Source organism: Haloimpatiens massiliensis (genome assembly GCF_900184255.1).
Lineage (GTDB): Bacteria > Bacillota > Clostridia > Clostridiales > Clostridiaceae > Haloimpatiens > Haloimpatiens massiliensis.
This window is the reverse complement of record NZ_LT854636.1, coordinates 47708-73366: the sequence shown is the minus strand read 5'-3', so window position 1 is coordinate 73366 and position 25659 is coordinate 47708. Positions and strand designations below refer to the sequence as shown.

General features: G+C 28.3%; 19 protein-coding genes and 1 pseudogene. 17 read left to right on the top strand and 3 right to left on the bottom strand.

What is annotated here, in order from left to right; translation table 11 throughout:
• The first annotated feature begins 124 nt into the window (after positions 1 to 124).
• The 10 genes from C1715_RS01460 (at position 125) to yidA (ending at position 14231) form a co-directional block, all read left to right on the top strand.
• Positions 125 to 400, top strand: coding sequence for a hypothetical protein (locus C1715_RS01460; RefSeq protein WP_102398910.1), 276 nt, complete (start codon positions 125 to 127; stop codon positions 398 to 400).
• Positions 401 to 439: 39 nt separating this feature from the next.
• On the top strand, positions 440 to 1258 hold the full coding sequence (locus tag C1715_RS01455; protein ID WP_102398909.1) for a TnsA endonuclease C-terminal domain-containing protein: 819 nt from the start codon (positions 440 to 442) through the stop codon (positions 1256 to 1258).
• A 360-nt stretch (positions 1259 to 1618) separates the two neighbouring features.
• Positions 1619 to 3622, top strand: a complete 2004-nt coding sequence (locus C1715_RS01450; RefSeq protein WP_242971864.1) for a Mu transposase C-terminal domain-containing protein — start codon at positions 1619 to 1621, stop codon at positions 3620 to 3622.
• Positions 3615 to 5273 carry an ATP-binding protein gene (locus C1715_RS01445; RefSeq protein ID WP_102398907.1) on the top strand — a complete coding sequence of 553 codons (1659 nt, stop codon included), beginning with the start codon at positions 3615 to 3617 and terminating at the stop codon, positions 5271 to 5273. Before C1715_RS01450 ends, C1715_RS01445 begins: the two co-directional genes overlap by 8 nt.
• Positions 5273 to 7159, top strand: coding sequence for a TnsD family Tn7-like transposition protein (locus C1715_RS01440; RefSeq protein ID WP_102398906.1), 1887 nt, complete (start codon positions 5273 to 5275; stop codon positions 7157 to 7159). The genes C1715_RS01445 and C1715_RS01440 overlap by 1 nt, the downstream gene beginning before the upstream one ends.
• Before the next feature lie 130 nt (positions 7160 to 7289).
• Positions 7290 to 8201 carry a hypothetical protein gene (locus tag C1715_RS01435; RefSeq protein ID WP_102398905.1) on the top strand — a complete coding sequence of 304 codons (912 nt, stop codon included), beginning with the start codon at positions 7290 to 7292 and terminating at the stop codon, positions 8199 to 8201.
• A gap of 101 nt (positions 8202 to 8302) precedes the next feature.
• The gene (locus C1715_RS01430; RefSeq protein WP_102398904.1) at positions 8303 to 9025 is read left to right on the top strand and encodes a M48 family metalloprotease; all 723 of its coding nucleotides are present in this window, start codon (positions 8303 to 8305) and stop codon (positions 9023 to 9025) included.
• Positions 9026 to 9123: 98 nt separating this feature from the next.
• Positions 9124 to 10110, top strand: coding sequence for a phospholipase D-like domain-containing protein (locus C1715_RS01425; protein ID WP_102398903.1), 987 nt, complete (start codon positions 9124 to 9126; stop codon positions 10108 to 10110).
• A gap of 1362 nt (positions 10111 to 11472) precedes the next feature.
• The gene (locus C1715_RS01420) at positions 11473 to 12789 is read left to right on the top strand and encodes a hemolysin family protein (protein WP_102398902.1); all 1317 of its coding nucleotides are present in this window, start codon (positions 11473 to 11475) and stop codon (positions 12787 to 12789) included.
• A 611-nt stretch (positions 12790 to 13400) separates the two neighbouring features.
• On the top strand, positions 13401 to 14231 hold the full coding sequence (gene yidA / locus C1715_RS01415) for a sugar-phosphatase (protein ID WP_102398901.1): 831 nt from the start codon (positions 13401 to 13403) through the stop codon (positions 14229 to 14231).
• Positions 14232 to 14321: 90 nt separating this feature from the next.
• Here yidA and C1715_RS19220 read toward each other — a convergent pair whose 3' ends face one another.
• On the bottom strand, positions 14322 to 14480 hold the full coding sequence (locus C1715_RS19220) for a DUF5670 family protein (RefSeq protein ID WP_180963957.1): 159 nt from the start codon (positions 14478 to 14480) through the stop codon (positions 14322 to 14324).
• Positions 14481 to 14765: 285 nt separating this feature from the next.
• On the opposite strand from C1715_RS19220, the gene C1715_RS01410 reads away from it, so the two are divergent.
• From C1715_RS01410 to C1715_RS01380, 7 genes are all read left to right on the top strand, one after another.
• Positions 14766 to 16358, top strand: a complete 1593-nt coding sequence (locus C1715_RS01410) for a peptide chain release factor 3 (RefSeq protein ID WP_102398900.1) — start codon at positions 14766 to 14768, stop codon at positions 16356 to 16358.
• A gap of 1234 nt (positions 16359 to 17592) precedes the next feature.
• Positions 17593 to 18753 (top strand): AlbA family DNA-binding domain-containing protein, encoded by a 1161-nt coding sequence (locus tag C1715_RS01405; RefSeq protein ID WP_102398899.1) that lies wholly within the window; start codon positions 17593 to 17595, stop codon positions 18751 to 18753.
• Positions 18754 to 18828: 75 nt separating this feature from the next.
• Complete coding sequence (locus C1715_RS01400; RefSeq protein ID WP_102398898.1) at positions 18829 to 19239, top strand: hypothetical protein; 411 nt, start codon at positions 18829 to 18831, stop codon at positions 19237 to 19239.
• A gap of 151 nt (positions 19240 to 19390) precedes the next feature.
• Positions 19391 to 20608 carry a tyrosine--tRNA ligase gene (gene tyrS, locus C1715_RS01395; protein ID WP_102398897.1) on the top strand — a complete coding sequence of 406 codons (1218 nt, stop codon included), beginning with the start codon at positions 19391 to 19393 and terminating at the stop codon, positions 20606 to 20608.
• Positions 20609 to 20904: 296 nt separating this feature from the next.
• Positions 20905 to 22590: a ring-infected erythrocyte surface antigen domain-containing protein gene (locus tag C1715_RS01390; protein ID WP_102398896.1), complete on the top strand. Its 1686-nt coding sequence runs from the start codon at positions 20905 to 20907 to the stop codon at positions 22588 to 22590.
• Between the two features lie 18 nt (positions 22591 to 22608).
• Positions 22609 to 22869, top strand: a complete 261-nt coding sequence (locus C1715_RS01385; RefSeq protein ID WP_102398895.1) for an EscU/YscU/HrcU family type III secretion system export apparatus switch protein — start codon at positions 22609 to 22611, stop codon at positions 22867 to 22869.
• A 16-nt stretch (positions 22870 to 22885) separates the two neighbouring features.
• Positions 22886 to 23575, top strand: a complete 690-nt coding sequence (locus tag C1715_RS01380) for a metallophosphoesterase (protein ID WP_102398894.1) — start codon at positions 22886 to 22888, stop codon at positions 23573 to 23575.
• A 74-nt stretch (positions 23576 to 23649) separates the two neighbouring features.
• Here C1715_RS01380 and C1715_RS01375 read toward each other — a convergent pair whose 3' ends face one another.
• Entirely contained in the window at positions 23650 to 24654 is a 1005-nt protein-coding gene (locus C1715_RS01375) for a methyl-accepting chemotaxis protein (RefSeq protein WP_102398893.1), read from the bottom strand.
• A gap of 10 nt (positions 24655 to 24664) precedes the next feature.
• Positions 24665 to 25351, bottom strand: a pseudogene (locus C1715_RS01370) (DUF2225 domain-containing protein).
• Positions 25352 to 25659 lie beyond the last annotated feature (308 nt).

Here is a 25659-nt window from a genome sequence, read left to right as displayed (position 1 = left end):
TTAATAATTAATGTTAAACAAAGAGCCATTGCTATAGGCAATATCTAAAAAAAAATTAGATGTTTGCCTATGGACAAACGGCTCTTATTTTTTTACTTCAAAGCATGAAAGGAGGCTAGAATAAATGAATGAATTTTATTTAGCAACAACCCCATCAGCAATAGCGACTATATTGTTATGTGTAATAATTGAAAATAAATTTCCACAAATATTTAAAGATGATAATGAAAAAAGAAAAATAAAAATTTCTGTTAATACATCTGATCCAATTCAAGGAACAATGTTAATTATAACTATATTTGTACTGTTATTTACTCCGTATTTAAATCTAATTATTTCTTTTATCTATGGTAGTAGCATAATAATTGAAGTTATTAAGATTATGAAAAATAAAAAATGAATAATTGTAATTGAAGGGAAATTGTAAGGAGGATGGAGTATGGCAAAATATAATTTAACGTTTGATGAAGCAAAGAAAGAGCGGCTTATCAAAGAAGGTAGAGGAAAAGGAGAAGGAGCGAATTATAAGCCGTGGCTTACAATTCAGGATTTTCCGTCATTAGGCAGAGCCACTAGAGTATTTGGAGTTAAAACACAGAGGATGCATCATTTTTTTACCGACTTAGAAATACGATATTTTTACTTATTAGAGTGGAATGATAGTGTAATAGATATAAGAGAGCAATATCCACTTTTAGATATAGATAAGGTTTTAGACAATAAAACAGATTTAAATTTTGATATATTTAAAAATAAAAAAACAGATACTCAATATGTTTTATCAACAACATTTCTAATAACTACAAAAGGTGAGGGGAATAAAAGAAATTACTATGCGAGAAGTATTAAAACATCAAGTGAACTTTCTAAAAAAGTTACACTTGAGAGGTTTGAGATAGAGCGAAGATATTGGGAGAGCAAGGGAATAGATTGGGGGATTGTAACTGATAAAGAAATATCAGTTGTTAAGGCTAAAAATATTGAATGGATATATCCTTCTTTAAATTCTTATAAAGATATGGGATTGACACAAGACGATATTTTGTATATGAGCAACAATTTTATTGATGGATTACAGGATAATAAGGTTACGATAAGAGATTTTGCAATGGTATTTGATAAAAACTATAATCTTGAGGCTGGTACAGGATTATTCATTTTTAAATATTTAATTGCGTTAAAGATTATAGAAGTAGATATGGATAAGCCAATAAATATTAATGAAACCTTAGATATTGTAAGAGTAATAAAGTTTTAAATTTCTAGGAAGGTGAGGATATTTGTTAGTAGTTANTAAAATTAAGTTGTTTATCAGTAGTATCATTTGATATAATAGTATTCATAAGAAACATTCCTTTCCTTGGTGTGATGTTTGTCATGATTCTATTATACCAAAAGGAATGTTTCTTTGCTTTATATGTTTATTTTAAAGGCTTCCGCCTTAAATTTTATGTGCGAAAGTTGAGTTAATAATTTAATATCATGGAGACAGGATGAAGTAATAAAGTGTACTGAAAGAATTCTTTGGATAGGAGCATATGAAGATTACGCTTATGTTATTGATATTAGTTCAAACTCTATACCTTATGTAAGAAGTATAGAAGATATAAAAAATCAAATGATTGAAGGGATGGTGGTACTTGAGGATAAAGATGCTTACATTAGGATAGAGGGAGAAGAAAATTTTTCTAAAATAGATAGAGAAAAACGAGATGCTGCATGGGAGGTTATAAGGGATATTGTAGGTTTAGAACCACAAATATTCTTCTCAAAGGAAAGAAAAGTATTAATAGAAAAAGTAGCATCAAAGTATATGATAAGTGAAAAAACAGTATTGAATTATTTAAAAAGGTATTGGAAAAGAGGAAAAACAAAAAATGCATTATTACCAGATTTCTATTTGTGTGGAGGTAGAGGGAAAGAAAAGGCGGTGAACGCTACTAAGAGAGGGAGACCAAGAAAAAATGTAGAGTATGTTGGGGCAGGTATAAATATTGATGAAGATATAAAGAAAATATTTAGAGTTTCTATAAATAAATTTTATAATACAAGCACTCAAAACTCTTTAATGCTTACATATCAATTAATGCTAAAAGAATATTTTAGTGAGAATTATAAAATTGAAAATGGAGTTAAGATACCAATAATAAAATCTGCTGGTGAAATTCCAACTTTTACACAATTTAAATATTGGTTTGAAAAAGAAAGGGATATAAAAAAAGAAATTATAGAAAGAATGAGTTCTAAAAAATATGAACAAAAACATAGACCTATTCTTGGAAACTCAACAATGGAGGCAATTGGGCCAGGTTCGATATATCAAATTGATGCAACTGTTGGCGATGTATATTTAGTTTCAAGGTTTAATAGAAATTGGATAATAGGTAGACCAGTTATATATGCAGTTATAGATGTTTTCTCTAGAATGGTTGTAGGAATTTATGTTGGATTAGAAGGGCCATCAATGCTTGGGGCAATGTCGGCACTTGCTAATACTGCATGTAAAAAAGTTGAGTTTTGTAAAGAATACGGAATTCATATTAATGAAAGTGATTGGCCAGTACATCATTTACCAGAAACTATTCTTGCTGATAGGGGAGAACTTGAGGGAAAAGGAATTGAAAACTTAATAAATGGATTACAGGTTAAAGTTTCCAATACACCTCCGTATCGAGCAGATTGGAAAGGTATAGTAGAACAGCATTTTAGAGTGACAAATCTTAGAGTTAAACCATTTGCTCCAGGTGCAGTTAATTTTGAACATATGGAGAGAGGGGATAAGGATTATAGGTTAAATGCTAAGTTAGACATTTATCAGTTCACTCAAATAATTATAAAATGTGTACTTTATCATAATAATCATCATTACTTAAAAAATTACATTAAAGATGAAATGATGATATCAGATGATATTAAGTGTATACCAATTAATTTATGGAACTGGGGCATAAGTAACAGAGCAGGTAAACTCAGATATATCCATGAGGATATAGTTAAATTGCATTTGATGCCTTCAGATAGTGCGTTAGTAACTGCAAAAGGTATTAAATTTAAAAATTTATATTATGGTTCTAAATCATCATTAAAAGAGAGATGGTTTGAGAAGGCAAGAAATAAAGGGACTTGGAAGATTAATATTTGTTATGATCCACGTAATTTAAATTATATATATATTAAAAATTTATATGGAGAAGAATTTGAAAAGTGTTATTTACTTGAATATCAAAATAGTCATAAGGATAAAAGCCTTGAGGAGATTGAATATTTAATAGAAAAAGAAAAAATAGATGCTGAGAGTTCGTCACATGTTGAACTTCAGTCCAAGATTGATTTTATAAGTGAAATTGAAAATATAGTTAAAGAAGCAGAGAGGAATTCGGATGAAGAATTAGATACTACTTATAGCGATAGAAAAAGAATAAAAGGTATAAAGGAAAATAGAAAAATAGAAAAAATGATTAATAGAGAAAGTGAAGCCTTTGAATTAGGAATTAATAAGACAGATAGAGTAGTGTCAATAGAAGGAAATAAGGAAATTGAATTGAAAGAAAAGGAAGAGATTAATGATATAGATTTATTGAGAAAAAAATTAAGAGAGGGGATGAAAAAAAGATATGAGTGATATATTAATTCCATATGGTGGAGAGGCGGTTGAAGCAGAATATAAGGAACAAATGATAATGGACTATAGGGGAAACCCTTTGATTGAAGCACTACCTCATATATTAAGTAAAGAAGAGGTTATAGAAAAATTATTACTTTATCCACCGTATAGTTCAAAAGAAAAACTGCTAGAACCTCATTATAGAGTTCACGTAGTGCAGCGATTATTTCAATGTTTTCAGCCACTAGGTATACATATAGATCTAGAGAGTAGGATTTCTAGAGTTATACGTCAAGGTTATTTAGCAAGAAACCCGTTTAAGCCAGAGTTTGTTAGTAGTTTAAATGAAGGGTATGACATGATACAAAATGTTAATAAGGATTTATCTAGTAATAAATTGTTTAGGACTACAGCATCTGGTTTTACCATAATAGGAGTATCTGGAATGGGTAAAACTACTGCTATTAACAGAGTATTATCAATAATGCCACAAATAATAATTCATTGCAATTATAAAGGGATTAATTTTAGTATGTATCAACTTATTTGGTTAAAATTGGATTGTCCTTTTGATGGCTCAATAAAAGGTCTTTGTGTAGAATTCTTCAGTAAGGTAGATAGTTTGTTAGGTACAAATTATTATATGAAATATGGTTCTTCAAAGAGGACAGTAGATACATTATTGGCTGCTATGTCTCAAATTGCTAGAAGTATTGGGCTTGGCGTATTAGTCATAGATGAAATTCAACATTTAAGTGAGGCCAAGAGTGGAGGATCTCATAGAATGCTAAATTTCTTTGTTACGCTTGTGAATACTATAGGAGTGCCAGTTATTTTGATTGGTACAACTAAAGCAATTTCAGTGTTACAGTCAGAATTTCGTCAGGCCAGAAGAGGAAGTGGACAAGGGGACATGATCTGGGAAAGAATGAAAAAGGATGATAATTGGAGTTTATTGATGGAAGGACTATGGGATTATCAATGGACTAAAAAAGAGACTGCTTTTAGTGAGGAAATTAATAATGCTTTATATGAAGAGAGTCAGGGAATTATAGATATAGCAGTTAAGTTATATGCTATGTCACAAATTCGGGCAATTATGTCTGGTAAGGAGGAAGTTACAGTAGACCTTATAAAGTCGGTTGCAAGTGAAAATCTGAAATTGGTGAAACCAATGTTAAATGCACTGAAATCTGGAGATGTTAGAAAAATAGCGAAATATGAAGATATTTGTGCTGTAGATTTTGAAGAGTTTTTTACTACTGAAAAACAAAACTCAGACTTAAATAATAGGATTAAGGAATTACAGAGTTTAAAAAAAGAAAAGCAACAGAATGTAAATACATCTAAAAAGGAAGAGGCCATAATTAAACTTTTAGAATTAGATATTGAGCCTAAAACTGCTAAAATACATGTTGATAATATTATGAAAGAACATGGTGAAAAATTAGCAGTTAAAGAAATAATATTTAAAACACTACAAAAAATCTCTAAGGATAACTCTTCAAATAAAAGAAAAATCAAAGCCACTAATAAAGAAAATAATTATGATGTGAGAGTTATAGTTGAGAAAGGTTTAAATAAGAATATTTCAGCATATGAAGCATTAAATCAAAGCGGATATATTAAAAATCTAGAGTTAGATTTTATTGTAGATGGAGTGGAATAATGATTACATTTTTTCCAAATCCTTATGAGGATGAATTATTATATAGTGTTTTTAGTAGATATCATATTAAAAGTGGTAATATAAGTTTTACAGAAACAATTAAAGATCTATTTGGTACAAGCAATTCCACAGCCTCATTTGAGTTATCTACTAATTTAGATAAACTTATAGAAAACATGCCTGTAAATAGCAAATATAAAGTAGAAGATTTTACTTATAATAATACTTTATATCCTTATTATTCAGCCTTTTTATCTAAAGAACGTGCAGAATTAATTTATAACTTAATGAGATCAAGCGAAGGAACGGGGATTTATTTAAAAACAGGGGCTAATATAGGAACATTAAAACAGAAGTATTTTAAGTTTTGTTCACAGTGTCTAAAAGAAGATATGTTTAAGTATGGAGAAGCATATTGGCATAGGGTTCATCAAATAAAAGGAGTTTATATATGTACTAAGCATAATGAATTATTGCAAGAAAGTAAATTTCCAATTAGTTATTATCATAAAAAAGAATATGTAGTACCAAATAGTGAAGTATGTTTGCCAAGGGCAGTGAAAAAAACTTTTTCAGATAAGGAACTAGCGTTATTATTAAAAATATCAAAAAGAGTTGAAGAAGTTTTAAATAACAGGTTTATAAATAGAAACTTAGAGTGGTTTATAGGACAATATAAGAATAAATTAATGCAAAAAGGGTTAGCAACCATTAATGGTGTAGTTAATATGAGAGCCTTTATAGAAGAATTTAAAAATTATTATGGGGAAAATATATTGGATGCACTCGATGCTAATTTAAGTATAGAAGAAAAAACAAATTGGTTAAAAGATATGGTTAGAGCAAGAGGAATAGCAAAACAGCCAATAAGACACATTTTATTAAGTAATTTCTTGGATATTGATATAAATCAATTATTCAATGATAAGATTGAATACAAACCTTTTGGACATGCTCCTTGGCCATGTTTGAACTATGTATGTAAGAACTATATGAAGCCTGTAGTTACAGAAATTGATATAAAGCATAATAGCAAATATAATAGTCCAATAGGCACTTTTAGATGTTCTTGCGGTTTTACATATGTAAGAAAAGGGCCAGATAAAAGCAATGAAGATAGATTTAAAGTTGGATTTATAAAAGAGTTTGGTGAGGTATGGGAAAGAAATTTAAAGGAGTTATTATCTAAGGGGTTCAGTTTAAAAGAAATAGAAAAAAGAACAAATTCATATAGTGAAACATTAAAAAAATATGCTATTAAATTAGGCTTTGAGGATTATATAAAAGAAAGATGCGAGGTAATACCTACTTTAAAAGAGAAAGTTGAAAAAGAAATAGATATTTATCAAATAAATGAAAAGAGAGAAGAATGGGTAAAATTACTTGGAGAAAATCCCAGGATGGGTATAACTGAATTAAGGTTTAAGGATATTAATCTTTATGAATGGTTACGAAAGTTAGATAATGAATGGTTTCAAGAAAATTTACCTAAGAGAAAAAAATATAAAGTATCAAGTAAAAGAGTAAATTGGAATTCAAGAGATGAAGAAATATTAAGTAAAGTAAAAAATGTTACTGATGAATTATTAAATGAAGAAATAAAACCTATTAAGATAACGGTTAGTTTAATAGGTAGGAGGTTAGGTTTAAAATCACTATTATCTTCACATTTAGATAAGATGCCAAAAACTAAAGAATACATTAATTTGGTAACAGAAAGCAGCAAAGAGTTTCAGATTAGAAAGGCTAAATGGGCAATAAGAGAATTAGAAAAAGAGGGTGAAGAGTTAAAGTTCTGGAAGGTGTACAAAAAGGCTTCTTTGCATGAGGAATTTTTGAAGGAATATAAGGATGAAATATTATCATTGATGGAAATTAGAGATTAATAGAAATAAATATTTAGTAAAAAGGTTAGTTGTATTCATACTGCAACTAACCTTTTTACTATAATTCTTCTATTATTATTTGTTTGGAATATACTTTAGTATTATAACTAGTAGAAGAGAGGTAGAGAATATGGGAATGATAGGAGATATTATAAATAATAAAGTAGCAAAAATAAAGAAAGATAAATTTTTAGAGAATATTAGTAATTTAATACAAGATGCCGATATGCATAAGTCAGAGTTATATCGACTAAACAATCGCTTGAAAAATGAACTGTTAAATTGCACAAAACTAAATGGAATATTAAATATTAATACTGATTTTGGTTCAATTCCATGGAGGCTTACTGAAAAAATAGATGAAAATTCAATTGGTTATTCAACTAATTTTAGAGATATTGGCGAAGTAGATACATTATGCAAAGAAAATATCAATAAATTTAATAATATAGTTAGTTATATCTCTCAATATTGTAAAAAAATATCTCAATATAATGATGTTATTGAAGATATCAGATGTTACATGGAAGAACAGGAAAAACCTGTTTCTACTAATAGTATAATAAAGTTTGGAATAAACAAAAACAATGACCTTTTTTGTTTATTGTGTGACTTTGGTAAACAAAAAATTACTGAAATTAGACATCTTGAAGTTGATATATTCTATGGTAAGTTCCATCAAAAAAAAGATTATTATCACGGAAAAGGATTTATGCAATTGGGAGTTGGTATAGTTAGTTGCCACCCTAGCATAGAAATAAAGGCAATTGATATTAGAACAAAGGAAAAATGTACAGGCTTAGGTTCATTTACATTAAAGTGGCTTGAGGAAGTGATAATTCCTAAATTAAATAGGCAAATTGATAAATTTAATAGTGAACCTAAAAGCGAAGAAGAAGATATTGAACTCTATCATATTAAATATATTTATGGATGCAGTGGTGATTTGAGTTCAGATACAGATAGTGAAGCACGGAAGCGATTTTATACCAAGAATGGTTATACTATAGATGGAAAAATTTTTAGGAAAGCACTAAAGTAGTAAAATGAAATTTTTGCAATTGATTACGAATGGAAATATTTAATTTATTGATAATAAGAATTTGTGCGATATAAATATTGAGTTAGGATGGAGTGTTATTAATGAGAGATATTTTTTTATTGATAGGCATTATAATATTTATTATGATGCTTGGAATAACATGGGACAAGGTTACTTCTTTTGCAATGTTAAAAAGATTTAATAGGTATGATCTATGTGATGAATGGATTAATGAATTTGTAGAAGAAGTAAAACAAAAGTTAGGTATTACAAATAATGTGTTAGTTTCAATAAATAGAAAAGCAAAAAATCCAAATGCTGATGTTGCAGTTTATAAAAATGATGTTCTCATTGTACTTCATGGGCAATGGAGTGAGAATAATATTAAGTTTGTTATTGGGCATGAATTAGCACATATTAAATTAAAACATAGAGAGGTTACTAACAATATGCTTTTTATTACTTGTATATTTATGATAACTATACTTGCATCGAAAGTATTTGTATATTCAATTGATTATGAGATTATTAGTAAGTTTAAAGGAGTTATTGAGGCAGTATTACTTGTAATCATTGTTATCATCTTTAATGTATGGTATACATTGCATAGAAGAAATTTTAATAAGGCAAATTGGCAGAGGGAATATGCAGCAGATTTAGTGGCTACTAATCTTGTTGGATTAGATTTTGCTATAGATGCTATAGGATTATTGAAAAATGACAAAACTACAAAGTATAAATATAGTCATCCATCAAATGATGATAGGATACAATATTTAATAAAAAACCATAAACATAATAAAGATGAAAAATTTATTTATTGAATTAAGAGTAAGACTTTTATAAAATCATTTCATACCCTGGGAATATAAATAAATGTAATTACATAAGTATTACTAAAGTATTTACTGAGGGTGATAGAATGAAATCTATAAATGAAATTATAAGTGTTAAAGATAGAAATGATAATTATAATGCATATTTTGAAAGAATATTAGATAATAATCCAAAATTTATCATTGCTAGTAGTTTTTCTTTTTTTCTTCCACCGAGTTTATGGAATAGGTTTAATAAATTGCAATGTCCTAAATTAGTTATAATACCTTATGAGTATGAATATAGAGATGCAAAAAAGATGATTAACAAACGGATAATAAATGAGTTAAAGAAAATTGAGTACATTATATGTTCAGGGACTACAGTTATTATTAATTCAGTTAATCATGCAAAGTATATGATTACAGATAAAGATTGTTTTGTTGGTTCAAATAATCTTACTTCAGGTGGTATTGAAGATAATGTAGAGAACTCTCATTTTATGTACAATAGGAGTGGTTATTATCAATATTGGAAAGATGAAATATTAAAATTTGTGAATAACGAAACTATTGGATTTGCAGCATTGGAAAAACTAAAAGAAGAACAGCAAATTTTAAATAATATAATAATATATGAGTTAGATAATTGGATGGTTAATAAACAAGAATTTTATAATGTATTAAATAATATGCATTCTTTAAAGAAATCACTTTATAGAGTAAATGATTGTTATCAACATATAGGAGCGGAAGTTAGGGGATTAATAGTAGAAACATGTCCAATAATAAAAAAGATTGATATTATTAAAAATAAATTAGAAGAGGTATATTGGAAGTTAGATAGAGAGTATGAAAAGAAAAAACAAAATGATAATATCTTTATAACAAAGAGAGATCTTAATATGATTAATCCTAGAATAGAAGATATAAAATTAGATTTAAAGCAGTTAAATTTATATAGAGTAGAATTATTTAAGAAATATGAAAATACTTGGAGAAGAGATCAAAGTATATATGAGTATCTACAGGATAAGGAAAAGAATGAAAACTTAACGAATTTGAAGAATTTTATTAATAGAGTTATAAGGTAGTTGCTTTATCATAAGAGAATTAGAAATAATTAAATAATCATTATTACCTGTGTATTTATAAACTACATTCTAAATATGTCTAAATAATAAAAACACATTCCAAGAATAAAAAAGTCATTCCAAAAGCCGTAGGCTGGAGCATAAAATTGCCCCAAAGCCTACGGCTTTTTTTAGATTTTCATATAGAACTATAAATAGAAATCTATATTTCTAATCAGATTTCTTAACAGATTTTCAATTAGACACCCCCACGCAAACCTTTATAAAATAAGGCTTTAGAAGAGAATAGAAAAAAGAAAATAGAAGATTAAATAGAAGAAAAAATAGACCAATTCTTAATCCTTTTCACTTAATCCTTGAGCCTAATACGGAAAGACTTTATTATTTAAAATGGAAAAACATATGGATAATATGTGGATAATTTTAATGGTTTTGTGGAGTGGTTGTGGAAAGACTTTTTTATTTGGAAGAAAATAGTGTGTAGTGTTTTCAAGTGATTAAGGAAGGTGACAGGGAAAGACTTTTTTATATATCAACATCCAGAAGCATAAATTTCAAGTAAGTTCCGTAGGAAAAAACTGCCTTTAATTCCGTGATAAAATTGAAATTTTGGACTGTGAACAATAAGCTAAGAACTTCTAAATGTTTTGAAATTTAAATTCCCTAAAGCTTTCAAACTCACTCGTTCCTCGTTCAAACATGAAAGCTTCTTAACGGGTCTTTAAATTTCAAAACATAAGAAGTTCTAAAGCTAGTTCAATAGCCCTAAATTTCAATTTTATCACTCCATTAAAGGCAGTTTTTTCAGTTACAGAGTAATTGCTTCGTGGGTGGGAGACGGCCTACTAAAGGAGGATTTTGCTCCACTACGTTACGGAAAATCTTAATTTTTAGGTACTGAGCTCTTGATATTGGAAATAATTGATTTATATAATAAAAAGTGCTCATAATATTTTCACTAATTATGAGATATAATTATTATCTTTGATTAGACTGGTGAATAACCAATTATTAAAATAAAATATTGTATAAAATTTAATATATCTTGCCGTAAGGCAATAGTTTCTATAAATTTTAGCTTTAATATTTAGGCTGGCTACCGCCAAAAAAGATTTAAGTTAAGTCCAAAAAGATAACATAATTCCACAACGTGAAATTATGTTATCTTTTTTAAATTGTAAAATTTTTAGTAATGCAATGAAGAAAAATTATACTTAACTAGCCCACTAGCCCACTAGTCCTCTGGCACACTAATTTGGGTCTACTGAAAATTATGACAAAGTCATAATTTTCTTATGGTTAGCATGAAAAAATAAAATAATGGGATAATAATAATTGTAGAGACTTATTTTTAAGGGGGAAATATCCGTGAATTCTTCTGCAGATAACTTATTTTTAAAGATATTTATTATATTAATATTAGTTTTGATTAATGCTTTTTTTGCTGCGGCAGAAATGGCTATTGTGTCTTTAAATAAAAATAAAGTTAATATGCTGGCAGAAGAAGGAGACGAAAAAGCAGTGCTTTTAAAGAGGCTTACGGAAGAACCTAGTAAATTCCTAGCTACAATTCAAGTGGGAATTACTTTAGCAGGATTTTTTGCTAGTGCTTCTGCGGCTACTGGCATATCTTTAAGATTGGCGTATTTTTTAAGACAATTTAATATCTCATATAGTTCTCAAATTAGTATTATAGTAGTTACTATTATATTATCATATATTACTTTAGTATTTGGAGAATTGATTCCTAAAAGAATTGCTCTTCAAAAGTCACAGGTTATCGCTATGTTTGCGGTAAAACCTATTATATTTATATCTAAAATAACTTCTCCTTTTGTAAAGCTGTTGTCTAGCTCTACTAATGCCTTAGTGAGGTTATTTGGGTTTAGCACAGAAAATTTAGAAGAAAAGGTATCTATAGAAGAAATTAAATCTTTAATAGATGTGGGTGAAGAGCATGGGGTAATAAATAGTACAGAAAAAGAGATGATAAACGGTATATTTGGATTTGATGATAAATTAGCTAAGGAAATAATGACACCTAGAACAGAGGTGTTTTCTATAAATTTGAATGCTTCTATGCAGGAAAGTATACAGAAAATAGTAGAAGAAAAATATTCTAGAGTTCCAGTTTATGAGGAAGATACAGATAATATTATAGGGATTCTTTACACCAAAGATTTGTTTGCTTATATAAATAAAAATGAAAAAATAACTGTGGAGTATATAGTAGGTATATTGAGACCTGCTTATTTTGTACCGGAAACAAAAAATATAGACCTTTTATTTAAAGAACTGCAGAGTACAAAAAACCATATGGCTATTTTAATTGATGAATACGGGGGGTTTTCAGGCATAGTTACCATGGAGGATTTAATAGAAGAAGTTATGGGTAATATATTGGATGAATATGATGATAGAGAGCCAGCAATAAAGAAAATAGATACAAATACTTATTTAGTAGATGGATTACTTTCTATAGATGAGGTAAATGAATATTTAGATTTAAATTTAAAATCTAATAATTCAGATACAATAGGTGGTTTTGTAATAGATTTATTGGGGTACATTCCCACGGATAATGAAGAAAGAACAGTAGAATTTGAAAATATAGTATTTAAGGTAGAAAAAGTAGATGAAAAGAGAATAGAAATACTAAAAATGTATATAAATGATTAACCCACAAAAAACATTATATTACTTGAATTATGAAATTTCTCTGGAATGACTTGCATAAGAAGCGAAGGAACTGTTTAAATTTAATTTAAGAAATTCTTCTTTTAGACAGATAAAATTATCGTAAGCCTGGCAAGGACGCCAGGCTAGCGAACCTGAGGCAGGACGCTGAATGTGAGCGTTAGATAATTTTATATGGATAAAAGATTAGAATTTCTTAAATTAAATTTATTGTTCCGAGCTTTTATGCAAGTCATGGAGGAGAAATTTCATAATTCCACCACATTGTACCTTATTGTGGGTTAATCATATAAATACATAAATCAGTTTATAGTATTTTTAGAATAAATGAATTTTGTTGATGCAGTATGACGTAAAATAGGCTAGTATACTGACTTATTATTTATTTGAATGTGCCTTAAATTGCAGTGTAAATTAAATATCAGGTTATATCAATAAATCTCCATATTAAGGTCCATAATATGGAGATTTTAAAATATTTAAAAAAATATAAATGAAAATGTATACATATGAAATTAATTTACGCCAATATTATTTTATATGATATAATGTTTACGGTTATTTATTAAATTTTTGGGAGGAAACAATTTACTATGTTTAAATTATTGGCAATAGATTTAGATGGAACTTTATTAAAAAATGATAAGACCATATCAAAGGTTACATATGAAGCAATTCAACGTGCTAGACAAAAGGGTGTGAAGGTAGTTTTGGCTACAGGAAGACCCATAAAAGGAATTGGTAGATACATAGAAAAATTAGATTTATTAGATGAAGATGATTGTTCCGTTGCTTTTAATGGAGCAGCAGTTCAACTTAATAAAACCGGAAAACTTATATATGAGCAAAATATGAAAATAGAAGATATTAAATATTTATATAAATTAAGTAGGGAGTTAGGGGTAAACATACATGCGTTAACTCCAAATGAATGTATAACTCCAAAAATTAGTGAATATTCACTACTTGAAGCAGAAATTAATAAGATTCCATTAAAGGTAGTTGACTTTGACAGTTTAGATTCTGATACTAACATAGTAAAGATAATGATGATAGATAAGGAAGAAATCCTTTCTAAAGCAGTAGAGCAACTTCCAGATGAAGTATACGAAAAATATAGTGTTTTAAGAAGTGAGCCCTACTTTTTAGAATTTTTAAATAAAGAAGTTAATAAAGGACAAGGGGTTAAAAGGTTAGCTGAAAGGTTTGGGATAAAAAGAGAAGAGGTTATATGTATAGGAGATGCGGGCAATGACATTCATATGATTGAATTTGCAGGACTTGGAGTGGCAATGGAAAATGCTATGATAGAGGTAAAAAGAAGAGCTAACTACATAACTTTAACAAATGAAGAAAATGGAGTAGCACACGTTATAGAGAAATTTATATTAAATAAAGTAGAAATCCCTGAATTTTTAAAATAAATAGGTGATTTTTTTAATGAATAATTAGTAAAGAAGCTAATAAATATATATGTCCTAATAACTGCTAGTATATATATTGACACTAGCAGTTTATTTATATGATTTTTTTCTATTCAATAGAGCATCTAATATAAAAATTACTATAGCTAAAGCTAAGAGTAAATTTATTAAGTACCCACCAATCTTAAATATTAAAGCTATTATCCAAAATAAGAGTATTATACTGCCTAACCAGCGTAAAAAATTCAACTTTCATTCCTCCATATAAATAAAGTTTTAAGTTCTAATACTACACAGAATTATTATTTGCAAATATAATATATTTATTCAATAATATAGGGCTAAAGAACCATTTAAAACCAAAGAACTCTATTTATGCTATTGAAAAACTTCTTTCTTATTTGATATAATATAAGTTGTTACTTAAAAAGCACATTTAGAGTTTAAAGAATAATAAATAATAGTAAATAGCATTAAGGTCTGTATTTACAGACCTTTTTAATTAGAATATATACAAAGAAAGAGGAGAGAATATTGCCAGATTTAAGAAAAGAAATAGAGAGAAGAAGAACTTTTGCTATAATATCTCACCCAGATGCAGGAAAAACAACACTGACAGAAAAATTATTGTTATACGGCGGAGCTATAAGAATGGCCGGTTCAGTAAAAGCTAGAAAAACATCTAAACATGCTGTTTCTGATTGGATGGAAATAGAAAAACAAAGAGGTATTTCTGTAACTTCATCAGTAATGCAATTTAATTACGAAGGAAATTGTATAAACATACTAGATACTCCAGGCCACCAAGATTTTAGTGAGGATACATATAGAACATTAATGGCAGCAGATAATGCAGTAATGGTTTTAGACGGAGCTAAAGGTGTAGAGGCACAAACAAGAAAGTTATTTCATGTATGTAGTATAAGAGAAATTCCTATATTTACTTTTGTAAATAAGATGGATAGAGAAACTAAGGATCCTTTTGAATTAATGGATGAATTAGAAAATGAATTAGGAATAAAATCTTATCCAATGAACTGGCCAATAGGATGTGGTTTAAACTTTAAAGGTATATATGACAGAGAAAAAAGAGTAATAAAGGTATTTAAAGGTGGAAACCACGGTCAAAGTAAAGCAGAGATAAGTGAAATGTACTTAGAGGATGAGGCTACAAAGGAATTTATAGGAGAGGATTTATATAATAAGTTAATGGAAGATATAGAGCTTTTAGATATGGCCGGAGAAGATTTTGATATGGAGAAAGTAAAAAAAGGTTCTCTTACTCCAGTATTTTTCGGAAGTGCTATTACAAATTTTGGAGTACAGACTTTTTTAGAGGACTTCCTAAATATAACTACACCACCACTTTCAAGAATGTCAGATGTGGGTGAAATAGATGCATTTGATAAAGAATTCTCAGCTTTTGTATTTAAAATACAAGCTAATATGAATAAAGCTCACAGGGATAGAATTGCATTTATGAGAATATGTTCAGGAAAATTTGAAAAAGGCATGGAGGTTTATCACGTACAGGGAAAAAATAAAATTAAATTATCACAACCACAGCAGTTTTTGGCTCAAGAGAGAGAAATTGTGGAAGAGGCATATGCAGGAGATATAATAGGAGTATTTGATCCAGGTATATTTAGAATAGGAGATACTCTATGTGAAGCTTCTAAAAAGTTTAAATTTGAAGGAATACCTGTATTTGCACCAGAACATTTTGCTAGGGTTAGACCAGTAGATACTATGAAGAGAAAACAGTTTGTAAAGGGAATAACACAAATTTCTCAAGAGGGAGCTATACAGGTCTTTAGGGAACCACATATAGGTGCAGAAGAACTTATAGTAGGAGTTGTAGGAGTTCTCCAGTTTGAAGTTTTAGAGTATAGACTAAAAAATGAATACAATGTAGATGTTAAACTAGAAAGACTTCCATTTAGAAATATAAGATGGATTGAAAAGTGGATTGGAGAAGTGTCCAGTATAAGTGTAACCAGTGATACAAAGGTAGTAGAAGATTTAAAAGGAAGAAATTTATTACTTTTCCAAACAGATTGGGGAATAAGCTGGGCCTTAGAGCACAACAAAGGGTTAGTTTTGTCAGCCATAGCTAAGAGCGAATAGTAAGCATAAATTGCGAAGCAAGTGTCATAAGAAAAATCTGTCTTTAAGTCCACAATAAATATATTTTTTAAGACTGTTCGCAATACGCCAAGAAATTCTAATGTTTTCAAATTTCAATACCCTAAAGCTTTCAAACTCGCTTCTAACGGCGCTCAAACATGAAAGCTTCTTAACGGGTATTGAAATTTGAAAACAAAGAATTTCTAAGGCTAGCTCAATAGTCTAAAAAACTATATTTATTGTTACCTTAAAGACAGATTTTTCGGTTCATACGTACATTACTTATGGGGGAGATAGCCTACTGAAGGATGATTTTCCTCCACTATGTTACGGAAAATCTTTAATTAAATAAATGAGATAGCAAAAAAAAAGCTATAACTATTTCATTAAATGGAATAGTTATAGTTTTTCTTTTAGGGCTTTAAAAATCTTTTATTAACGGCAGCCAGTGTAAATACAAAAGCTAAGATTTATACAAGTTAATGCCTTATGGCAAAAAATATTGAATTTTATTGAATATTTTAATAATTGGTTATTTATTAGTTTCTAATGAAAGTAACTAATTATATCTTCCAATTAGTCAAGATATTATTAATAACCGGGAACTTAGGATTAAACGAAAGGCTTCGCCTAAAAAAATAATATGAGTGTTTTTTCATTTCTAAAATTTACCATATAATACCTAGTATTTACTACTTAAAAATAAAGAATTACTATTAAACTATTTGGTGACTGGGGATTAAACGAACAGCTACGCTTAAAAAAATATCATGAATACTTTTTTTTATAAATTAAAAATTTTCCATAGCGAAGCGGAGGAAAATCATACTTCTTTAGTAGGCTTCTCCTCTTAAACCACATACATATTAAACTAAAAATCTGATTTTAATGTAGTAATAAATGTGGAATTTGGGACTATTGAACTAGCCTTAGAACTTCTTATGTCTCACAATTAAAGACCCGTTAAGAAGCTTTCATGTTTGAACGAGGAACGAGTGAGTTTGAAAGCTTTAGGGGCTTTAACTGTGGGACATTTAGAAGTCCTTGGCGTATTGTGAATAGTCCAAAATTACACATTTATTACGGAATTAAAATCAGATTTTTTTCAATGTATTACATCACAATATTCTTGTGTTGTAAGTTTAATAAAAATTCTGATAAAATATTATATAATGAAATATTATAAAATAGGAATAATAAAATAGTATTACAAGAATGTTTTGGAGTGATAATTTTGGATAAAAGGAAGCTGGAAAATCTGTTAAAAAGACAAGAGGGACCTAAACTAGATTTTAAACAAAGCTTAGATATAAACACTGATACAGGTAAAAAGGAACTGGTTAAAGATGTATGTGCTATTGCCAATTCTCAAGGGGGAAGAGGGTATATTGTAATTGGAGTAGAGGATAAGACTAAAAATATAATAGGGATAAATTCTGAAGATGTGGTGGAGGAACAAATACAGCAGGTGGTAAGTTCTAGATGTGATCCGCCTATACCAATATCTGTAGAGAAAATGAAGTATAATGGCAAAAATTTAGCTATAATAGCAATATATTATGGTGAACAAAAACCATATCAGGTTAGAGATAATGGAGCTTTTTATATAAGAAGAGGTTCCACTACAGACATTATGAGAAAAGATGAGTTAGTCTCTTCCTTTGAAAATAATATGAATTTAAATAGTGAACTTTGTTCTATAATTAAAAGTAGTCCGGAAGTTTTAGACATGGAACTTATTAATAAGTATTTTAAGTATACAGGTATAGAGTTAAATGATGAAAATAAATATGCATTAATGGAAAGTACTTCTATTATAAATAGAGACAGAGATACCAATGAATATTGTGTTACTTTAGGGGGGCTTTTAGTATTTTCGAAAATAAACAATATTTTTCTTCCTCAAAATGTTATAAGAATAGTAAATAGAATAAATAAGGCTGTTGGGGAGGTCTTTATAGTAAAAGGTGAACTTTTAGAAATGCTTGACGAAGTAGAAGAAAAACTCTATGATATTTTGCCACAAAGTTATCCTACTTATGCTCTTTTAGAGGGAGTTAAAAATGCTGTGCTCTATAGGGATTATACTATTTTTTCTAGGGAGATAGAAATTATAATCAATTATAATAGTGTGGTTTTATGTAGTCCGGGAGTTTTAATTAGAGGAAAAAGTATTCAATCACCTAATTATGTTAAAAGGAATATGTGGATATATGAAAAATTAATAACTATTGATCAAAAGAAAAGATTTAATCATGGAGGCACTGGTTTTACTAAGATTAAGAGGGCATTTAAAAAGTATGGCAAGGTATTATTTATCAATTCACCAGCTGGAAATACTTTTAAAATTGTATATCCTGGAATTAAAAATATAAAAAATAATATTAACAATTAATATTGCAAAAATATTCTGAATATTATATAATATATAAAACAGCACCTAAATATTAGAGTAAGGGGTTGATTTAAAATGATTTGTGTTTTTTGTGGTGAAAAAGGTTCAGGTAAAACAAAGGAGCTTATAAGACTAGCTAATGAAAAGGCATTAACTAGCAAGGGAAATTTAGTTTACATTGATGATGATTTTAGACCAAGTTGTGAACTTAAGAGCAGTATTAGATTTATTTCTACAGATGATTTTGTTTTAAAAGATTATAAGAGTTTTTATGGTTTCTTGTGCGGCATTTTGTCAGAAGACTACGATATTGAGACTGTTTTTGTAGATGGTCTAGGGAATATTGTAAAAGAAGGTCTTCAGGATGCGGCACATTTATTTTACTATTTAGAAGACTTATCAGAGAGGTATGAAGTAGATTTCTATATAAACATTAATGAAGTAGAGAAGAATGTGCCTGAGTTTGTAAAAAAATATATAGCATAAAGGCATTTTATATACCTATATGTATTTCTTACAGCTTAATTGCTGTTGTTAAAAGATTTCTAAAATGATATAATAATTTTATTAATAGATTAACGTCTCCCCTTTTAAATAAAGGGGAGTTTTATTTTAAGTTTATAGGGAGGAATTAGCCATGAGTAATGTTTATGATATTCTATCAGAACGTGGTTATATAAAACAAACCACTCACGATGAAATAAAGGATATTTTAGGTAAAGAAAAAATTACATTTTACATAGGATTCGATCCTACAGCAGATAGTCTTCATGTAGGACATTTCATAGCTCTTATGTTTATGGCTCATATGCAAAGGGCAGGACATAGACCTATAGCACTAGTTGGTGGGGGTACTGCTATGATTGGAGACCCTTCAGGTAGAACTGATATGAGACAAATGATGACAAAGGAAATTATAGATCATAATGTTAGTTGCATAAAGGAACAGATGAAAAGATTTATAGACTTTACTGATGATAAAGCTATACTTGTAAATAATGCAGAATGGCTTTTAAATCTAAATTATATAGATTTTATAAGAGATATAGGCTCTTGCTTCTCTGTAAATAAGATGCTTACAGCAGAATGTTTCAAACAGAGATTGGAAAAGGGACTTTCATTTTTAGAATTTAACTATATGCTTATGCAAGGATATGATTTCCTTGAACTTAATAAAAAGTACAATTGTACTATGGAATTAGGTGGAGATGACCAATGGTCTAACATGTTAGCAGGTATTGATTTAGTTAGAAGAAAAGAATCAAAACAAGTTTATGCTATGACTTGTGCTCTTTTGACTAATAGCGAAGGAAACAAAATGGGTAAAACAGCCAAAGGAGCTTTATGGCTAGACCCTAAGAAAACTTCTCCTTATGACTTCTATCAATATTGGAGAAATGTAAATGATGCGGATGTAGAAAAATGCCTTGCTCTTCTAACTTTTGTTCCTATGGAAGAAGTTAGAAGACTAGGAGCTTTAAAAGATGCACAAATTAATGAAGCTAAGAAAGTATTGGCTTATGAAGTTACAAAGCTAGTACATGGTGAAGATGAAGCTAAAAAGGCTCAAGAAGCAGCAGAAGCTTTATTTGGTGCAGGAAATAAGATGGATAATGTGCCAACAGTGGAAGTTGAAAGAGATAAAATAGGTTCTTCTTTACTAGAGGTAATAGTGGAAGGTGGGATAGTCCCATCTAAATCAGAAGGAAGAAGGCTTATACAACAAGGTGGATTAACAATAAATGAAGAAAAAATAACTGATGTTAATAGAAAGTTAGAAGAAAATTTCTTTGAAGATGGTTCTGCATTAGTTAAAAGAGGAAAGAAAAAATTCTATAAGCTTCAGCTTAAATAAAATCTAAATCTGTAGTAACTAATCTCCAATAAACACTATAATTAGATGTTAGGTTATAGTTTAAATAAATATGAAAATTGATATTTATCCTTGGAATTTAATTTCTAAATGTGGCTTTAGCATTTAAAACATAATTGTGTAAATAGAAAGTATGTAAAAATAGGTTCTGGAGATTAAGGATTGGTTACTTGACACTAATTTACGGAATGAAGAGTTAAAAGTTAAAAAACTTTTGGCTCTTTATTTTTGTGAATTATACGATAATAGAAGAAAGGAGTTTTTGGGGGGGAGTTTGAATGCCAGAAATAAGAAACATACCAGGAGTATATCAGGTAAACACTAAAAGAAATCGTGAAAAATTAACTTTTGAATTGGGAGAGAAGTTTTTAGCTAGAATTGTAGATATAGGAGAAGAAGATATTTTACTTAAACTTTTAGATGGTTGGAAGTTCCCTGCTAAACTAAAAAACCCTTTAGATTACATGCCTAATGGATTAGTTAAGTTTCAAGTGGATGGATTCGAAGATGGCCAACTTATATTAAAATTAATACAAGAACAAATATCTCATCATGGACACAATGATGGTATTGAGGAATTTTTAAAGAATAGTAATATGAATTTAAGTAAAGAAGATTATAGTATTTTAAAGGAAATGATAAAACATGAAATCCCTTTAACTAAAGAAAATATATCTTATGTAAAGAATATGGATAAGCTCATGCAAAAGATACACAATGAGGAGTATGTGGATAATTTCATATATAAATATATATCTAGTAAGGGTATAACATTAGATTCCACAGAAGGTAATGAGATAAAAAATTTATTAAAGGGATTTTTTAATTCACTTGAAAAACTAGATTTAGAAGATATTTTAATATTATATGAAAATAATATAGATATCTCAAAAGAAAATATAGATGGTTTTGTAAATGTATTTAAAGGGTCAAAAGATATTTTTACATTACTAAAAGGGTTACAATCAAAAGGTTTGAAGGAAAGTTTGAGTACAACTGAAGATAGTTATGAACAAAAATTATTAAAAAGTTTAAAGGAAACTGTGCAGGTAGAAACAAAAAGTGATAATATGGAGTATAAATTACAAGAGAAAACAGCTTCCGCTGAAAATAGTATAAAAAATAATACTAAAAACAACATCCAAAATGTCACTGAAAAAAACATTGAAGATAATATACAGATTAGTACTGAAAAAAATATAGAGAATAGCAATGAAAATTTAGAAAATAGCAGTAAAAATTTAGATAGTATCAGTAAAAATATAGAAAATAACAGTAAAAATACTGAAGATAATACTAAAAATATAGAAAAAAGTATAGATAACAATAGTAAAGATAGTATTGAGAAAAATGGTGAAAATAGAATTAAAAATACTTCTGAAAATATGGTGAAAGATACTAGTTGGAAGGAGTTACACAAGGAAGTTAAAAATCAAGTAGAACTTAAAACAAATGAAATGAAGAATATAATAAAAGATTTGTTAGATAATATTATAAAGTCAGATTCAAAGAATTATCCTAAAGTAATGGAAATGCTTAAGGATAATATTAGTAATTTTAAAATATTTAATTCCTTAAGTAATGAATATTATTATTTAGATTTGCCAATAAATATAAGGGACAATGTGTACCCTTGTAAATTAGTAATAAAAGATGGAAGAGAAAAGGGAAAAGTTATAGACACTAAAAATGTGAAAATAGCTACTTCAATTAAAACTATAAATATGGGAGTGGTGGATACATTTATTAGGGTAGATAACTCTATAATGAATGTAGAAATAAAATGCCAACGTAATTGGGTTAAAATGGTAGAAAAAAATAAAGATAAATTATTGGAAATGCTAAGTGATAGCCTTTATAATATTTATATAAAGGTAAGTGAAAAAGAAGAGGAATTTAATTTATCTAATTGCAGAGAGTTTTTTGGAGATTGTGGATTAAATAAATTAAATGTTAAAGTGTAATGTAGAATGGAGAAAGTTATGGATAAGAATAATAAAGCTGCAGCGTTAAAATATGATACAAATTATGATGCTCCTATAGTTACAGCAGCAGGCATGGGGGAAATAGCTGATAAAATACTGGAAAAGGCTAATGAAAATAATGTGCCAATAGTGTATAATGAAGAATTAGCCAATTTACTATTGAATGTAGATGTAGGTAGCAGCATACCCTATGAATTATACGATACAGTGGCAAAAGTAATAGCTTATGTAATGGATGTAGACTCATCAATAAAATAATAAAGGAGTTATAAATATGGCATTATATGCTTTATCAGATTTGCATTTGTCTTTAAGTGCAGATAAACCTATGGACATCTTTGGGGATAACTGGAGAGACCATGATGAAAAAATAAAAAATAATTGGATGGATAAGATAAAAGAAGAAGATACAATTTTAATAGCAGGAGATATATCATGGTCCATGAATATGGAAGAGGGAATTAAAGAGTTACAGTGGGTTGATTCGTTGCCAGGAAGAAAAATATTTGTCAAGGGGAACCATGATTATTGGTGGACGAGTATAACTAAACTTAATAATCTATATGAAGAGATGAATTTTATACAAAATAATCACTTCTCTTATAAAGAATATGCTATTTGTGGGACTCGAGGATGGGTAATACCTTTTGGAGATAACTCTACAGAACATAATAAAAAAATATATAATAGAGAATTAATAAGATTGAAATTATCTTTAGACAGTGCTAAAAAAGGGGGATTTCAAAAGATTATCGTAATGCTACATTATCCACCTACTAATGATAAATTTCAAAACACAGAAATTATAGATTTGCTTAAGGAGTATGATGTTGAAAAGGTCATATATGGGCATATACATGGCCCAGCTTTAAAAAGGCTTTTTCAAGGAAATATAGAGGGCATAGAGTATATTGTTACTTCAGCAGATTATTTAGATTTTAAGCCTATAAAGATATTAGATTAAAATTTTATATTAGGGATTATAGTAGTAGAGGAGCATAGATTATTGTATAAAAAATAATCTATGCTCTTTTATATCTAATCTATGAAATTTTTAAATTTATTTTCTGTAGAATGCAATTTGTCTATAGAGGAATTTAAAGTGTTTATATATGAGTTTTGTTCTTCTAAACTTGTAGAGACATTAGAGCATAAGGAATCATTATTTACCATGTCTGAATTTAAAGTATCTATATTATTTATTAGAGTATTAGTTGTAGAAGAAGCTTCTACTAAAGTATTTATACTATTGTTTATTTCACATATAGTCTCATCAATTGAAGATTTAATATCTGTAAAAGAGTTTTTGGTATTTGCTATAGTTTCAGTTTGAAAAGTTAAGGCTGATTGACCATTAGATACTGCTGATGAGGTATTTAGTATGTCAATTTTTATCTTTTCTAATATTTTTGTTATGTTTTCAACAGCTTCTTTTGAATTCTCAGCTAATTTTCTAACTTCATCTGCTACTACGGAGAAACCTCTTCCAGCTTCACCGGCTCTTGCTGCTTCAATGGCTGCATTTAGAGCTAATAAATTGGTTTGATTAGCAATTTGACTTATAGAATCTGTTATAATGTTTACAGAATCTATTTTTGCTACCAAATCATTAACTATAACAGAAGAACTATTAAAAGCCTCTTGTAGTTCATCTAGGGAAGAATCAAGGGTATTTAAATTTTTTATGCCATTATCTGCAGCAGAATTGGCATCTATTACTTTAGCATGGGCATTATTAATCTTGAAAGCTACATCTTCCATATGAACATTAAAATCATTTATAGTGGCTAAAGTATTTTTTACATTAGTTGTGTGTGATGATGAAAGACTAGTTATTTCATCAAAACAATTAGCTATATTACTATTATTAGAAATTAGCTGGTTAAATGGATTGATTATACTATCTAATGAGTTCTTAAAAATATTATATAAATTCAAAAATTCAGATTTATTTATAGATATATCATCATTATTTGAATTTGTATTATTGAATAAATCTTCATTGGTATTTAAATTTTTACTTTTTCTAGAATGTTTAAACATAAGTATCCCCCTAACTATTTAAAGATTTTATTAAATCTCTTTGATCTCTTGCAAGTTCTTTTAATTTAAATCTTACACCTGGATGAGTTATAACTTTGCTAAACCATAACAAAGCCTTTTCTTTATTGCCAATTCTTCTGTTAAGTTCCCCAATTAAATACATTGTAGTATATCTATCCATACCATATATGGGTAAGCACTCTTTATAAAAGGCATCTTCAAAACCAGTAAGAGCTTGGTTTAAAAATTCAGTTTCATTTTTACCATCATTTTTTAACCTATACATCCAAGATAATTTTAAGCAAGTCATAGCCTTTTTACTAGAAACAGTTTCTCTTACATAATAATTTAATAGAGCTAATTTATATCTTTCAATGGCTATGTTTATATCATATTCTTCAGGATATTGTCTTTTTTTTCATTTAGATGAAATCTTTTCTTTTATTAAGGTCTTTTCATGATTTTTTATTTTCAAAAAATCTGATTTCATGGCTGAATATCCACAACAAGGGCAAACCCATACATCATAGAAGTAAGGATTTATGAATCTATATCTTATAAAAAAATCACTGTCTTTTGTATCCATAACATAAGCAGAGGTTTTTACTGCCTTTTCTTTAAACTTAGTATTACAAATTGGACAGGTGATGTCTTTTTGATATAAAAAATTTAATTTATTAGTACCATCCTTTTCCATATGATTTTTATTTTCTTTCTCACTGTCAATATAATATAAGCTTACATTCTTTATATCGTTGAAACCTAGCTTTTCTAAACCAGAAAATATATTATCATTCAAGTTATCACCTCACACAATTCATAAAAATATTATAACATATAATTATCACTTGTATAATATTTTGGTATAATAGAGTATAGATAACTATAAATGATAAAAAAACTAGTCACCAATAAATAATAATATTATAAATATATATTTTTTGAATATAGGGATTAGTTATTAAGAGTTAGAATTACAATAAATAAAGGGTATAAAAATACCAT